This is a genomic window from Celeribacter persicus, from assembly GCF_003050785.1.
Lineage (GTDB): Bacteria > Pseudomonadota > Alphaproteobacteria > Rhodobacterales > Rhodobacteraceae > Celeribacter > Celeribacter persicus.
Genome location: NZ_QAOH01000004.1, coordinates 42,936 through 58,005, shown reverse-complemented (window position 1 = coordinate 58,005; position 15,070 = coordinate 42,936). Strand labels below are relative to the sequence as shown.

General features: G+C 60.2%; 12 protein-coding genes. 7 read left to right on the top strand and 5 right to left on the bottom strand.

The genetic code is table 11. The features are described from left to right. Positions 1 to 106 precede the first annotated feature (106 nt). On the bottom strand, positions 107 to 898 hold the full coding sequence (trpA, locus tag C8N42_RS06540; protein WP_107815750.1) for a tryptophan synthase subunit alpha: 792 nt from the start codon (positions 896 to 898) through the stop codon (positions 107 to 109). A 127-nt stretch (positions 899 to 1,025) separates the two neighbouring features. Between trpA and ychF the strand changes: the two genes are divergently transcribed. The 3 genes from ychF to C8N42_RS06525 are packed head-to-tail and all read left to right on the top strand — an operon-like array spanning position 1,026 to position 4,194. After that, positions 1,026 to 2,123, top strand: coding sequence for a redox-regulated ATPase YchF (gene ychF / locus C8N42_RS06535; protein ID WP_107815749.1), 1,098 nt, complete (start codon positions 1,026 to 1,028; stop codon positions 2,121 to 2,123). Positions 2,124 to 2,157: 34 nt separating this feature from the next. Continuing rightward, positions 2,158 to 3,195 (top strand): glycosyl transferase family 90, encoded by a 1,038-nt coding sequence (locus C8N42_RS06530; protein ID WP_107815748.1) that lies wholly within the window; start codon positions 2,158 to 2,160, stop codon positions 3,193 to 3,195. Positions 3,196 to 3,225: 30 nt separating this feature from the next. Beyond that, positions 3,226 to 4,194 carry a UDP-glucuronic acid decarboxylase family protein gene (locus C8N42_RS06525; RefSeq protein WP_107815747.1) on the top strand — a complete coding sequence of 323 codons (969 nt, stop codon included), beginning with the start codon at positions 3,226 to 3,228 and terminating at the stop codon, positions 4,192 to 4,194. Between the two features lie 4 nt (positions 4,195 to 4,198). On the opposite strand, the gene C8N42_RS06520 is transcribed toward C8N42_RS06525, so the two are convergent. From C8N42_RS06520 to C8N42_RS06510, 3 genes are all read right to left on the bottom strand, one after another. Then, positions 4,199 to 5,539 (bottom strand): anti-phage deoxyguanosine triphosphatase, encoded by a 1,341-nt coding sequence (locus tag C8N42_RS06520; RefSeq protein WP_107815746.1) that lies wholly within the window; start codon positions 5,537 to 5,539, stop codon positions 4,199 to 4,201. A 115-nt stretch (positions 5,540 to 5,654) separates the two neighbouring features. Continuing rightward, positions 5,655 to 6,977 (bottom strand): esterase-like activity of phytase family protein, encoded by a 1,323-nt coding sequence (locus C8N42_RS06515; protein WP_107815745.1) that lies wholly within the window; start codon positions 6,975 to 6,977, stop codon positions 5,655 to 5,657. Positions 6,978 to 7,112: 135 nt separating this feature from the next. Beyond that, positions 7,113 to 8,510, bottom strand: a complete 1,398-nt coding sequence (locus C8N42_RS06510) for a coniferyl aldehyde dehydrogenase (RefSeq protein ID WP_107815744.1) — start codon at positions 8,508 to 8,510, stop codon at positions 7,113 to 7,115. A gap of 377 nt (positions 8,511 to 8,887) precedes the next feature. On the opposite strand from C8N42_RS06510, the gene C8N42_RS06505 reads away from it, so the two are divergent. Together C8N42_RS06505 and C8N42_RS06500 are read left to right on the top strand one after the other, a co-directional pair. Further along, entirely contained in the window at positions 8,888 to 10,054 is a 1,167-nt protein-coding gene (locus C8N42_RS06505) for a nucleotide sugar dehydrogenase (RefSeq protein WP_107815743.1), read from the top strand. A gap of 9 nt (positions 10,055 to 10,063) precedes the next feature. After that, a complete protein-coding gene (locus C8N42_RS06500; RefSeq protein WP_107815742.1) occupies positions 10,064 to 11,074 on the top strand; it encodes an NAD-dependent epimerase/dehydratase family protein in 1,011 nt (336 codons plus the stop codon). A 19-nt stretch (positions 11,075 to 11,093) separates the two neighbouring features. Here C8N42_RS06500 and C8N42_RS06495 read toward each other — a convergent pair whose 3' ends face one another. After that, positions 11,094 to 12,200, bottom strand: coding sequence for a glycosyltransferase 61 family protein (locus tag C8N42_RS06495; protein ID WP_170109231.1), 1,107 nt, complete (start codon positions 12,198 to 12,200; stop codon positions 11,094 to 11,096). Between the two features lie 242 nt (positions 12,201 to 12,442). Between C8N42_RS06495 and C8N42_RS06490 the strand changes: the two genes are divergently transcribed. After that, positions 12,443 to 13,252 (top strand): hypothetical protein, encoded by an 810-nt coding sequence (locus tag C8N42_RS06490; RefSeq protein WP_107815740.1) that lies wholly within the window; start codon positions 12,443 to 12,445, stop codon positions 13,250 to 13,252. 9 nt (positions 13,253 to 13,261) lie between these two features. After that, the gene (locus C8N42_RS06485) at positions 13,262 to 15,058 is read left to right on the top strand and encodes a glycosyltransferase family 2 protein (protein WP_245889983.1); all 1,797 of its coding nucleotides are present in this window, start codon (positions 13,262 to 13,264) and stop codon (positions 15,056 to 15,058) included. Positions 15,059 to 15,070 lie beyond the last annotated feature (12 nt).

Genomic DNA, 15,070 nt, shown 5'->3' with positions numbered 1-15,070 from the left:
TCAAAAAGGAACGGCGTTAGGGGGCTGCACTTAGGGCGATTCAGGGAAAGGGGCAAGAAAAAAGCACGGTTTCCCCTGCTTTTTGTATATACGTTTCTTCCGGTGCTCAGGCCCGGTGCGCACCGTCGGCCAGAGATTTCACATAGGTAGCGACCTCTTCGACCGATTTGCCTTGGGCGATCTCGCCCACGATGGCGGAGCCGACCACGGTGCCGTCCGCGACAGCCGCGATCTCTTCGGCTTTCTCGGGCGTGCGCACGCCAAAGCCCACGATTACGGGCAGTTCGGTCTTGGCTTTGATCCGCGCCACTTCCGGGGCGACATCCGCGCCGGAGGCGGCGGCGGCGCCGGTCGTGCCGGTGACGGAGACATAATAGACGAAGCCCGAAGTGTTTTGCAGCACGGTCGGCAGGCGTTTGTCGTCGGTGGTGGGTGTGGCGAGACGGATGAAGTTCAGCCCCGCTTTCTGGGCCGGTATGCACAGTTCGTCGTCTTCTTCGGGCGGCAGGTCCACCACGATCAGCCCGTCGATCCCGGCCTCCACCGCATCGACAAGAAACCGGTCCACGCCGCGCGAATAGATCGGGTTGTAATAACCCATCAGAACGATTGGTGTGGTGTCGTCGGTCTTGCGGAATTCCGCCGCCATATCGAGGGTCTTCTGCAGCGTCATCCCCTGATCCAGCGCACGCTGGCCGGCAAGCTGGATGGTCGGGCCGTCGGCCATCGGATCGGTGAAGGGGAGGCCCAGCTCGATGATGTCGACACCAGCCGCAGGCAGAGCCTTGACGATCTCAAGCGATTTCGCTTCATCGGGATCGCCCGCCATGACATAGGCGACGAAGGCTTTCTTGCCTTCGGCTTTCAGCGCGGCGAATTTGGCGTCGATGCGGGTCATGGGGCGGCTCCCTGGCTGTTTGCGCAACGGGTTTGGCCGATCTTTGACGCAAGTGCAATGGGGAAGGCTTGCGCGAGCCCCCTTTGCACCTTAGACAGCCTTGGAATTTCGGACAAAGGAGGCCGCAATGGGCTTCAAAATGGGCATCGTCGGACTGCCGAACGTCGGCAAGTCGACGCTTTTCAATGCACTGACCAAAACCGCCGCTGCGCAGGCAGCGAACTTTCCCTTCTGCACCATCGAGCCCAACGTGGGCGACGTGGCGGTGCCGGACCCGCGTTTGGACAAGCTGGCGGAAATTGCCGGATCGAAACAGATCATTCCGACGCGCATGTCTTTCGTGGACATTGCGGGCCTTGTAAAAGGCGCGTCCAAGGGCGAGGGGCTTGGCAATCAGTTCCTCGCGAACATCCGTGAGTGCGACGCCATCGCCCATGTGGTGCGTTGTTTCGAAGACGGCGACGTGACCCACGTCGAAGGTCGTGTCGATCCGGTCGACGATGCGCAGGTGATCGAGATGGAGCTGATGCTTGCCGATCTCGAAAGTATCGCGAAACGCCGCGCCAACCTCGTGCGCAAGCTCAAGGGCAACGACAAGGAAGCCAAGCTTCAGGACGATCTTCTGGCCCGGGCGCAGGCCGCACTTGAGGCCGATAAACCGGCACGCGCGGTCGAGGTGAGTGACGAAGAGCGCAAGCAGTGGAACATGCTGCAACTCCTGACGCAAAAGCCGATCCTTTACGTCTGCAACGTTGAGGAAGAGAATGCGGCCAAGGGCAATGCCTACTCGGACGCGGTCGCGAAAATGGCCGAAGAACAGGGCGCGGGCACCGTGGTGATTTCCGCGAAGATCGAGGAAGAGATTTCCCAGCTCGACGCGGAAGAGGCGGAGATGTTCCTTGAGGAACTGGGGTTGCATGAGGCCGGTCTCGACCGTCTGATCCGTGCGGGTTACGAGCTTTTGCACCTTGAGACCTATTTCACCGTCGGTCCGAAAGAGGCACGGGCCTGGACCATCCGCAAAGGCACCGCCGCGCCGCAGGCCGCAGGCGTCATTCATGGTGACTTTGAGCGCGGCTTCATCCGTGCCGAGACGATTGCCTATGACGATTATGTCGCCTGCAACGGTGAGACGGGCGCCAAGGAAGCGGGCAAGATGCGGGCCGAAGGCAAGGGGTATATCGTTCAGGACGGCGATGTGATGCACTTCCTGTTCAACACCTGATCGCCGGTTTCGGGAGAGGCGGAAGCTGCACATCATGAAGAACGCGGCATGGTATCAGGCCTACCGGCAGCGCCGGAGAACGGCAAAGACCCGGCGCAAACTGGCAGAGGCCGAAAGCCGGGTCGAAACCCATGTGCGTGGCTATTTCGAACGGGTTGGGGTTGCGTTCCCCGAGCTTGCCTTTTCCCCATCGGAAGAGGTGACGAGCGAATTAGAGATTCATCTCGTCCGCGATGGCACGGGGATTCGTTACCTTTACAATCCGGAGTATTTCCTCCGTTACAAACCCCAGAACCAGAACCTTTCCCCGGCCTACCTCTACTGGTTCCTGCAAAGCGCTCCAACGGTCGCGCGCATCTCCTGCGATCTCTCGGACGGGGAATTCGTGGGACATGCACGATTTACCTATTCGAGCTGTTTTCGCGACAAGGTGCTCTTGCCGGATCAGCATTTCTTTCGCGATCGCGGCTATGCCGAGACGGATCGTCTGGCGCAGGCGGCACCGGAGTGGTCCTCGCGGGGTGACACGATCTATTGGCGCGGGCAAAACAACAGTGTCGGATTGTTCTCGCTGGAGCCGGAACACATGGACAAGCCCTGGGTGATGCAGCGCGTGCGTTTTGCCATGGCGGCCCGCGGGATCGAAGGTGTCGATGCGCGTTTCGTGTCGGGCTGGACCCACAGGCAGGAGGCGCAATGCGCGGCCGCCGGGCTCATGGGGCCACGACGCCCTTGGCAGGACTGGGCCGGGGACAAATATGCGCTCGACGTGGACGGGTTTTCCAACGCGTGGTGTAACTTCATGCAGCGGTTGAAACTGGGATGCTGCGTGTTGAAGGTAGACAGCCAGTTCGGGTTCCGGCAGTGGTATTATGACCAGCTTGTGCCGTTCGAGCATTTCGTTCCGGTGAAGGCGGACCTGTCCGATCTGGCTGAAAAGGTCGAGTGGGTGCGCAGCCACGAGCGTGAGGCACGGGAGATCGCGGCGCATGGTCAGGCCTTTGCCCGTGCCATGACTTTCGAGAGCGAGACCCGGCGGGCCACTGAAATCATCGAGCAAAACTGGACCTGAGCGAGGCCCGAAAGATAGGACAGAGCAGTCATGGTGCGCCTTTACGACAGTCGCAAACGGATATTGGTGACCGGAGGGGCGGGGTTTATCGGCTCGCATCTGGTGGATCGTCTTCTGGAGCAGGGGCATGAGGTGCTCTGTGTCGATAACCTGTTCACCGGGACGAAGCGCAATATCGACCATCTGCACGGTCATCCACGCTTTGAATTCATGCGTCATGATGTGACCTTGCCGCTTTATGTCGAAGTGGACGAGATTTACAATCTCGCCTGTCCTGCCTCGCCGGTGCATTACCAACACGATCCTGTGCAGACGACAAAGACTTCGGTGCATGGCGCGATCAATATGCTGGGTCTTGCCAAACGTCTGAAATGTAAAACTTTTCAGGCTTCGACCAGTGAAGTTTACGGCGATCCGGTGGTACATCCGCAACCGGAAAGTTACTGGGGCAATGTCAATCCGATTGGGCCGCGTTCCTGTTACGACGAGGGCAAGCGCTGCGCGGAGACCCTGTTCTTCGATTACCATCGGCAGCACGGGCTTGAGATCAAGGTGGCGCGGATTTTCAACACCTACGGGCCGCGGATGCATCATGCCGACGGGCGCGTGGTGTCGAATTTCATCATGCAGGCGCTGATGGGTGAGCCGATCACGCTTTATGGCGACGGCAGCCAGACCCGGTCCTTTTGTTATGTGGACGATCTGGTCGATGGTGTCATCCGGCTGATGGAGACGGGGCCGGAGGTTTGTGGGCCGATCAATCTGGGCAATCCCAGCGAATTCACCATCCGGGAACTGGCCGAGAAAGTGGTCGGAATGACCGCTGCCGGATCGGAACTGGTGTTCCGCGCGTTGCCGGAGGACGATCCGAAACAGCGTCAGCCCGATATTTCCCTGGCGCGTGCAACGCTTGGGTGGGCGCCAGAGACCGCACTTGAGGCGGGGCTTGAGCGCACGGTGGACTATTTCCGGGCGCTTCTGCCGGAGCTGAGTTCCTGATAGGTTACAGCCGGTCGAACACCGATCCCATGCGCGGTGCGAACAGGCGCTCGTATGTCTTGAGCAGGGCGGCGTCGGTCATGGCGGCCACATAGTCGCAGATCACCCGCAGGTCGCCTGCCGTTTCCGTAAAGCGCTCCTGATGATCGCGCGGCAGAAGGCGCCCGGGGTCGGAGCACAACGCCTCGAAGACGGACACCACCATCTGCTGTCCTTTGAATTCGAGCTGCTGCACGTTGGGGCTTTTGATCACAACGTCGAAGACAAGATCCTTGAGCGCTTTGAGGACCGGGCGGCGGGCCACGGGCAGGGTGGCACGGTAGCGCAGGAGCGGTTCTGCGAACTCGGGCACCTCCGTATATTCCACGGCGGTGATGAAGTAATTCACGAAACGGGAGATGAAGCGTTTGCGCGTGTTGCGGTCGCCGAAGAGGCCGTCGAGCATCTGGCCGTAGACATCATTGCCGAACTGATCGGGATATTTGCGTTTGAGCATGGTGAGGAAATCACCGATGTCTTCCTCCGGGACATGGGCCATGAAATCTTCGCGGGTCAGAAGCGTGAGCGCGATGGCGTCTTCGAGATCGTGCACCCCGTAGGCGATATCGTCGGCCAGATCCATGATGCTGCAATCAAAGGATTTGTGCAGCGCCTTGCGATGCTTTCCGGTCTCAAGCGTCCCTATGGCGCAAAATGCCACGCGCTCCTCCGGTGCAAGCGGCGCGAGCACCCAGTCGACCACCTCCTGTTCGCTGTCGAGATAGCATTTCGGTGGCGTCGATGCCTCCGTGTCGATCAGTTTCAGCGTTGCGGGACTGTCGCTGAGCTTGGGGCGGAGCGCGGAATTTTGGGCGCGCGAATAGGGCACCGGGTATTTCAACAGGCCCAGAAGGCTGCGCCGTGTGAGATTGGCGCCGCTCTGTGCCGAAAAGCTCTCCAGCCGCGACAGGATGCGCAGGCTCTGGCCGTTGCCCTCAAACCCGCCCGCACCGTGCATGCAATAGTTCAGCGCCACCTCACCGCCGTGACCAAAAGGCGGATGGCCCAGGTCATGGGAGCAGCCGATGGCCTGGATCATAGAGCGATCCGGCAGATGGGCCGTGGCGGGATGGTCGGGAAAGCTCTGCGCCAACTGGCGAGCCAGCCCTCCGGCGATCTGCGCCACTTCGAGCGAGTGCGTCAGCCGCGTGCGGTAGAAATCGCTGTCACCGAGGTTGAGGATTTGCGTCTTGCCCTGAAGCCTGCGGAAGGAAGCGGAATGGATCACGCGGGCATAATCGACATCGCCTGCGCCACGCGCGTCTTCCGCGTGCCCGCTCCATTGTTCTCTGCGTTCCAGCCACATGCCCACTGTCTCCCAATTCAGATGCCGCGCAGTTTATGAGGCGGGGCGGGGGAAGGCCAGACAGGTCAGAGTGGGGAAACCCCGGAGCGACGGCTCGCCGCTCCGGGAAAGGGATTTATTCCGCCTTCAGGAAGTCGGCGACATCGAGCAGAATCATCTCGTTGTCATCGGCGCGGCCTTGCTGGCGTCCGACGGAGAAGGGGTAGTTGTTGTCATTGGCGACGACGATGGTGGTCTCGTCCACGCGGTCCACATCCTCGATAGTGACAAACGGGAAGGAGAAGGTGCCGTCGATCGTGCCGCGCGGCGCGATGCCTTCGGGATCCTGAATGTTCATCAGGTCGATATAGGCAATCTTATCAAGCACGTTGTTCTCGTCCATGCGGGTGAGGTCGATCAGGTAGATGCGCTTGAACATGGCCGGGGTTTCGGCCCAGCCCTCGCGCGGATCGCCCTGACCGCCATCACGTTCGATGATCAACCCGCGGGTGCCTTCGATCAGGTTGAAATCACCGATGGCGTGGTTCTCGTCCTCAAGCGGGTAATAGCGCACCATGTCGCCCCATTCTCCGGTCTCGGGGAACAGTTCGAACATGGAGAGCACCGGCTTGCCGCTGACGTGTTTCTTGCCACCGGTCTCCGGGTCGAAGACCGGCTTTTCCAAAAGCGGATAGAGGGTTTTGCTGTCTTCCGAAATGGCCATGCCCTCATAGCCGCCGGAGCGGTAGGACAGCACGGTTTCGGGCAGGGCACCGCCCGGGTTCGGGGTGGACACGAAGAAGTTGTCCGGCGACTGGATGAGTTCATCGCCCGGCTCGGTTGCGAGCACCCGGAGCACCTCGCCTGCGGCGTTCACCTCGATGATCCACGGACCGAACTCGTCGCCGATCCAGAAGTTTTCATCCACCGGCTGAATGGATTCAATGTCGAAATCCGCGCCGGTCAGGGTGCGGGCCTCAGTCGCTTCGTTCATGATCGGGAAGGGGACTTTGTGGTCCGGGTCCGACAGTTGCACGGTCTTCTCGATGGCCACGCGTCCTGCGTCCCAATCGACCTTCACGATGTTGAACATCAACACGACGTCGGAAGAGTTCGCTTTCGCGCCGAACCCATTGTCGGTCAGCACGAGGAAACGGTCATCGCCAAGCGAGCGGATGCCGGAAAAACCCTGAAGCGGCTGGCCGGGGAAGGGCAGGGCCAGCCCCGATGCGTCCTGATAATTGCCGTAAAGCGTCTCGTTGCGCGCACCTTTGGTAAAACGTCCGGAGACGTTGTAATAGGGTGCGGCGCCCTCGGGGGCCGGCACAAACGAGTGTGCGGAAAGCTCGGCATGGGCCTTGAGTGTGGCGGGGAAGGCGTCCTGGGCCTGATTTTGGGCCTGGGCCGTGCCGGTAAGCAAAAGCGCAGCGAGGGCTGCGCCGTAAACGGTTTTGGTCATGTCACTGTCCTGTCTGGAGTGTTTCTTTCGCGTTCCGGCACTGAGGGGCACCGGGCGATGCGCATAAGGAAAGCGAAGAAAAGCAACAGCTTTGCGACCGTCAGGTCAAAAGATGACAAAACTTGCGTGACAGGATCACATCAGCTTGCGCATCATCCCGAGCGCGCGTTTGCGCCAGCCCCTGAACGGCGGTTCGGCCATAGCCATGCCGTTCCATTTCGCCTGACGCACCACGGGTTTGAGATGGCTGAACGTCTCGAACCCCGCGCGACCGTGATAGGCGCCCTGTCCCGAAGTCCCGATGCCGCCGAAGGGGAGCGTGCCAAAGCCGACGTGGATTGCGGTATCGTTCACCGTGACCCCACCGGAAATCGAACGGTCCAGCCAGAGGTTTTGTTCGTCCTTGTCCTCAGAGAAGACGTAAAGCGCCAGCGGATGATCGCGGGCCGCAACGAAATCGAGCGCCTCCTGAGGGTCGTCATAGGGGATGAGCGGAAGGATGGGGCCGAAGATTTCCTCCTGCATCAGTGCGATGTCGGCGGGCGGATCGAGCACCACGGTGGGGGTGAATTTGCGGGCATTTCCTATGTCGCCCTCAAGGCGAAGGATTTTTGCGCCCCGCGCCTCCGCCTCTTTCACCATTGCATCAAGCCGCGCGAGATGGCGGTCGGAAACGATGGCGGCGTAATCGGGGCTGTCGGGACCCTGCGGGAAGAAACGCATGAAAGCGCCCATGATCGCATCCGCCATGGGCAGCATTTTCTTGCGCGGAACCAGGACATAATCCGGGGCGATACAGACCTGTCCGGCGTTCATCGCCTTGCCCCAGGCGATGCGACGTCCCGTCTTGTCGAGATCGGCACCGGGCATGATGACGGCGGGACTTTTGCCGCCGAGTTCCAGCGTCACAGGGGTGAGGTTCCGTGCTGCCGCTTCCGCCACCTTGCGCCCGACTGCGGTGGAGCCGGTGAAAAACAGGTGGTCGAATGGCAGGGCGGAGAAGGCGGCGGCCACTTCCGGCCCGCCGGTGATCGTGGCGACCTCTTCCTCGGTGAAAGTGTCCTCGATCAGGCTCGCGAGTTCTTCCGAGGTGCGTGGTGTCAGTTCGGAGGGTTTGAGCATCACCCGGTTGCCCGCCGCAAGCGCCGCGACCATGGGCGCAAGCGCAAGCTGTACCGGAAAGTTCCATGGCGAGATGATGCCCACGACCCCCAGAGGCTGAGGCCGGATTTCGGCGCGGGCGGGTTTGTAGATCAGCGGTACGGGCGCGCGGCGGGTGCGCATCCAGCGTTTCAGATGGCGTTTGGCGTGACGAATTTCACCGATCACGAGGTCGATGTCGTAAAGGCGACTCTCCATCGCGGGGCGATGCGAGAAATCGTCGGACATTGCTGTGATCAGTCGGGCCTCCGAGGCCAAAAGCGCGGTCGCGAGCCGGTTCAGCCGGTCCAGCCGGATGTCCAGAGACACCACCGGGACGGCGCGATGGACCGCCTTCTGTCGGGCGAAAGTCTTCTCAGGTTCGGATGTCATGGCACGCCCTCCTTTGCCGCCCGCTTTCTCCCGGCATTGAGCCAGAAAACCGGGGCGAGAGGAAGGCGTGTCGATTCAGAATTTCAGGACGCGACGCAAGGTTGCGCGCACACCGTTGCGGGAGGGTTCCCACAGACAGGCCAGAACAAAGGCAAAGGGTCGGATCTCGGTCATTTTCAGTTCCCCCACAGGACTGATTTCGTATCGTTGTCCCGGTCATAGGCGGGAATTGTCTCAGGGCCATGACAGATGACCCGGGAACAGCGGAGATTGTCATCCGGAGAGCGGTTTTGAGAGAGCCGCGACAAAAGCGGACTGGATAGGTGAGGCCGTATCCGGTAACACGTTGAACAAGAATTTCTATTGAGGGTCCTGAGATGAAAATTGCGGTTGCCGGGATCGGCTATGTGGGCATGTCCAATGCCGTTTTGTTGTCGCAACATCATGAGGTTACGGCGGTCGATATTTCGGAAGAGCGGGTGGCTCTGGTCAATGCGCGCAAGTCTCCGATTGTGGATGCCGAGCTTGAGGATTTTCTGGCGCATAAGAAGCTGACCCTCACGGCCACGACGGACGGGCCGTCGGCCTACAAGGACGCGGATTTCGTCATCGTCGCGACGCCGACCAATTACGACACGCAGACCAATTATTTCGACACCTCCTCGGTGGAGGCGGTCATCGCACAGGTGATCGCGGTCAATCCGAAAGCGACCATTGTGGTCAAATCGACCATTCCGGTGGGTTTTGTCACCCGGGTGCGGGCGGAGATGAACACCGATCAGGTGATCTTCAGCCCTGAATTCCTGCGCGAGGGGCGTGCGCTTTACGACAACCTACACCCGTCGCGGATCATCGTCGGCGAACAATCAGAACGAGCGCGCACCTTTGCTGATCTGCTGATCGAGGGCGCGGTGGACAAGGACGTGCCGGTGCTCTTCACCGACGCGGACGAGGCCGAGGCGATCAAATTATTCGCCAACACCTATCTCGCCATGCGGGTGGCGTTCTTCAACGAACTCGACAGCTATGCCATGTCGCGCGGCATGGACACGCGCCAGATCATCGAGGGCGTTTCACTCGATCCGCGCATCGGCAATCACTACAACAATCCGTCCTTCGGCTATGGCGGTTATTGCCTGCCCAAAGACACGAAACAGTTGCTCGCCAACTATTCCGAGGTGCCCCAGAACCTGATCGCGGCCATTGTCGACACCAACCGCACGCGCAAGGATTTCCTCGCCGATCAGATCATCGCCAAGCGCCCGAAGATCGTTGGGGTCTATCGTCTGGTGATGAAGGCCGGGTCGGACAATTTCCGTCAGTCCTCGATTCAGGGCATCATGAAACGCGTGAAGGCCAAGGGGATCGAGGTGATCGTCTACGAGCCGGTGATGCAGGAGGACGACTTTTTCGGCTCCCGTGTGGTCCGCGACCTCGATACGTTCAAGAAAGAGGCGGATGTGATCATCGCCAACCGGATGACCGAAGAGGTCGCCGATGTGGCCGATAAAATTTTCACCCGTGATCTGTTCCACGCCGACTAAGGACCTCTCATGCCCACAGCTCTCGTTACCGGTGCCGCCGGGTTTATCGGCTCTTTCGTCTGTCGCACGCTTCTGGAGGACGGCTGGCGCGTCATTGGTCTCGATTGCCTGTCGGATTACTACGACGTGGCCCTCAAGGAGCGTCGCGAAGAGACACTTATGGCCTATGAAGGTTATCGCTCCGTCCATGACAAGGTGGAAACACCCGGCCTCTTGATGTCGCTCTTCGAGGAGGAAAAGCCGGACGTCGTGATCCATCTCGCGGCGCAGGCGGGGGTGCGCTATTCCATCGAGAACCCGCGCTCCTACCTTGAGAGCAATATCGTCGGCACGTTTGAGTTGCTGGAAGCGGCACGGGCCTGTCCGCCGAAACACATGCTTCTGGCGTCTACCTCCTCGGCCTATGGCGCCAATGAGGAGATGCCGTATCGCGAGACCGACAAGGCCGATCACCAGATGTCGTTTTACGCTGCGACCAAGAAGTCGACCGAAAGCATGGCGCATTCCTATGCGCACTTGTTCGACCTTCCGATCACCATGTTCCGCTTTTTCACGGTTTACGGACCTTGGGGGCGGCCCGATATGGCGCTGTTCAAGTTTACCAAGGCGATTTTGAACGGCAAGCCGATCGACGTTTACAATTACGGCGATATGAAGCGCGATTTCACCTATGTCGAAGACCTCGTACATGCCATCCGCTTGCTGATCGACGCGGTGCCGGTGCGGCCCGAAGACGGCAAGGTGGAAGAGGGGGACAGCCTTTCGCCCGTCGCGCCCTTCCGCGTGGTGAACATTGGCAACAACAACGCCGTTCAGCTCACCGATTTCATCGCCGCCATCGAGACTGCGACGGGGCGTGAGGCGGAGCGCAACCTGATGCCGATGCAGCCGGGCGATGTTCCGGCGACATGGGCGGATGCCTCGCTTCTGAAACGGTTGACCGGCTACGCCCCGAAAACCGCGGTGCCGGAGGGCGTTGCGAATTTCGTCCGCTGGTATCGGCAATATTACAACGTCTGATCGCGCGGGGGCGGCCCTGTCAGGAGATTTCGAAAGGGCGGATGTCGATGCCCAGTTTCTCGCTCAGACGTCTGCGTTCCGCTTCGATCGTTTCCGGGGCGGGATTGTCCCAACCGGAGGTGTCGCGAATATACCCGTTCTCGACCAGATCACGTCCGAGGGTTGGAAAATCCAGTTCGGCGTAAAGCTCATTGGATTGGCCAGCGCCGTCGAACTGATAATAACGGCCATTGAGGGCATCAATCACATTGACATGGACGTCGGCGAACCACTCGTATTGCCTCAGGTAATCGTCGAGCACATCGGCGGGGCGGCGCTGGATGATTGCCAGACGGCTGTTGGGCCGGGCGAAGAAAGCGGCCATGTGCAGGGCGGAATTGTCACTTGAGATAATGGTATGAGCGGCGGCGTATTGCGCCGCCTGCGCGTCGAGATCGTGAAGCTGCGGGTGGTAGATGTGATAACCCTCTGCTTCGAGCAGAGCCTCAATCCGGTCTTCGGCAAAATAGCGGCCGCGTTTCGAATAAAGCTCCGTGCGGGAAATGTAGATCTTTTCCGGTCCCACAGGTTTGACGCGGTCGGTCAGCACCCTGTGGACGTGGGCGCGAAAATCCGGGCTTCCGGCGATCATGTCGCCAGTGCCAAAGGCCTGCGGGGCAAGGACGAGACGTTCGACGCGTGTCGGAGCCTTGATCCCGGCCATTTCGCCGATCCCGCCCGCGAACATGTCGATCATCGGCTTCATGGGGCGGGTGAAGCGACCGGGCCTGTTCACCTGCTTTTTCATCAGGAAGGCGACGTTCTCGACCTCGGGCATCACGCTGCGGGCCCAGAGCCGGGAGGTGGATTCCAGAAGCGCGTGCCCGAAGTGCTGATAGAGCAGGCCGCCATAGAGCCATGTGCCCTTCAGCTCCTCCTCCGTCTCGGGAACCGGCCCTTTCGGTTCGGTCGTCGTGACGGCAGAGGTGTTGCGAAAACACTGGCTGAGAGGCTGGTAGGTCCCATCCGCATCATAAATACCGGCGGGGCGTGAAATGCCGCGCTTGCGACCTTCTCCCCATGGCACGATGAGCGCATTTTCGAGTGTGACGATGTCACCGGTCAGCGGGGTCTGGGGATTGAACACGGGAGGGATCTCGTTACTTTTGGCCTGTGGGGCGGAGATTAGCACAGATCGCCTGGGGCGCAATCGTGTTGCGCTGGCGACAGGCTGGGCCAAGCGTCGGTTTCCGCGCGATTTCCAGAGATTTTCCCCGTCTGCGGCCGTTGCAGGGCGATAGACAGGCCCGGGTGCAATGGGATAAGCTCCGCAGGAAAAGGGCGCAGACCCTGTTCATTTGGTCAACCAGGGCAGAGATTATCATCATCATGGAACTGAACCGTCGCCCCGTCGCCTCCCTTTGGATTGGCGACAAGCTGCAATATCTCAATCAGCTGTGTCTCAAGTCGCACCTGCGTCATGGTCATCCCACGACGCTCTATTGCACCGATGAGGTGACGAACGCGCCCGAAGGCGTCGAAATCCGCCCGGCCTCCGAGATCATGGACATCGACATGAGCGTGGTGGAGAACACTTCCGCTTCCTTCCTGTCCAACGTGTTCCGTTACAAGATGATCCAGAAGACCGGCGCGATCTGGATCGACTGCGACGCGTTTTGCCACAAACCCTTCCCGGATGAATGGGAGCATATCTATGCGGGCCACGGTATGCGCGGGGCGCTCAACTGCGGTGTGGTGGGTATCCCGCAGAAGGGCGAGTTGATGGACCGTCTGCTGGATTACTACGAGAACCTGCCTGATTATCCGGCCTGGTGGAACAAGAACCAGCGCAAGAAAATGGACCGGCTCGATCCGTCCATCCCGCTGCCGGTCCGAATCTACAAAACCGAGCGCACGGCCTTCGGGCCGCAGGCCTTCACCTATTTCGCGCAACAGACCGGTGACATCGAGCGCGCGATGACCAACGATGTGCTCTATCCGGTGCCATTCCAGCTCAACGACATTTTCTACGATCCCTACGGGCGTGTCGAAGGCTGGTTCACCGAGAACACCGTGAGCGTGCATCTCTACACCAACGGCACCAAGCCGTGGTGGCGCAAGAACGTGCCGCTGGAGAATTCTTATGCCGATCGTATGTGCAAGGAGGTGGGCATCGACCCGTCTCTGGCGTTGGAGTGATCGCACGGCATGGCCCTGAAAAAGCATGTCAGTCCGCATGGCACGGTGATGGCCGTGTCGATGATGAAGGACGAAGCGCCCTATCTTCTGGAGTGGTTCGCCCATCACATGGCGGTCGGTTTTACGGACATTCTCGTCTACACCAACGATTGCAGCGACGGCACGGACGATATGCTGATCCGGCTCGAAGAGCTGGGGCTGGGCTATCACCGGCGCAATGACATCCCCGAAGGCATCAAACCGCAGCCCTCCGCGCTCAACTATGCGCAGGAGGAGCCTCTGGTCGGTGCGGCAGACTGGGTTTTGGTGTTCGATGCCGACGAGTTCCTCTGCATCAAACATGGCGACGGTACGCTGGACGGCATGTTGAGCGAGGCGGAGGAAAAGGGCGCCAACGGCATCGTTATTACTTGGCGGATTTTCGGCTCCGGCTATGTCGAGGACTGGTCGCGCGATCCGGTGACCGAGCAATATCTCTACGCCGCACCGCCTTTGTGGAACAAGGGCTGGGGGGTGAAGACGCTGTTCAAGTTCGATCCGGAATACTGGAAGCTCGGCATCCACCGCCCGAAGATCAAGACCAAGCATCTCAAGGACGGTTTCCCCGAGACCGTGCATTGGCTCAACGGTTCCGGCGCGCCGATGGAGGATTATTTCAAGTTCCGCGGCTGGCGGTCGATCCGGCGCACGCTCGGCTACGACTGGGCGCAGATGAACCACTACGCGGTCAAGGGCATCGACGCCTATGCAATCCGCAAGTTCCGCGGCAACGTCAACAACAAGAAAGACAAGTACAACGCCGATTACTGGTCGCTTCAGGACCGCAACGAGGTGAAAGACGACTCGATTCTGCGCCATGCGAAACGCCGTGCGGAGATCATGGCGGAGCTTTTGAAAGACCCGGTTCTGAACAAGCTGCATTTTGCCGCCCTTGAGCGTGTCGAGGCGCGTCTCAATGAGTACAAACAGACCGAAGCTTATGCCGAGATGAAGCGAGGGCTGATCGAGGCGGGGAAGGTGCCGATCAACAAGGTTGTCGCCAAACCGCCGCAGGCGCGTGACCCGGCCAAGATCGCAGCGCTGATGAGCGAGGTCGAGAAAACCGTCTCCGACAAGCCGAAAGAAGAGCGTCGCAACCCGGTCGCGGATGGTTGGCACGACGATTTCCTGCCGCCGAAAGTGCGCCTGCAGGACAATCCGCATGTCGAGGTGGCCGCCAACCATGCCATCATGATCCCCGCCGATGCCGCTGTCTTCGGACCCGATGCGCTGGATCAGATCGCGGCCGGGAAATACGCCCGCCGTCACATGCGCTATATCACGGGCCAGTTGCAGGCCGGAGACCGCTTTCTCAACATCGGTGGGGAGGCAGGCGTTGTGGTGCTTCAGGCGCTCAAGACCGTGCCCGATCTCGTTGCCATGGCCCAGCACAGCCGTCCCGACATCGCCCGTGTGACTGAAGGACTGGCGCGACGCAACGATCTCATGGACAGTTCCCGGCTCCGGGTCACCGACGGGCCGCTGGTCTTTGCCAGCGACGGTCAGGATGAGGCCAGCGGGTTTCTCGCCTATGCCAAGGATTTCCGGCCCTCGGTGCTGCGTATCTGCGACCGCGATGTGACGTCCGGCGTGCTTATGAAGATGACGCTAGATCGGTTGCGGCGGATCATCCTGCCGATGGAGCTGTTCAGCGAGGAGGGCCCACAGGAGTCCTATACGGAGGCGCTTGTAGGTCTCGGGTTCACCCTGAACGAAGATTGGCAGGATCGCGGCATGCTGGTGTTCGACCGCAACCGCGCCCCTTGAGCGCACCCCGAC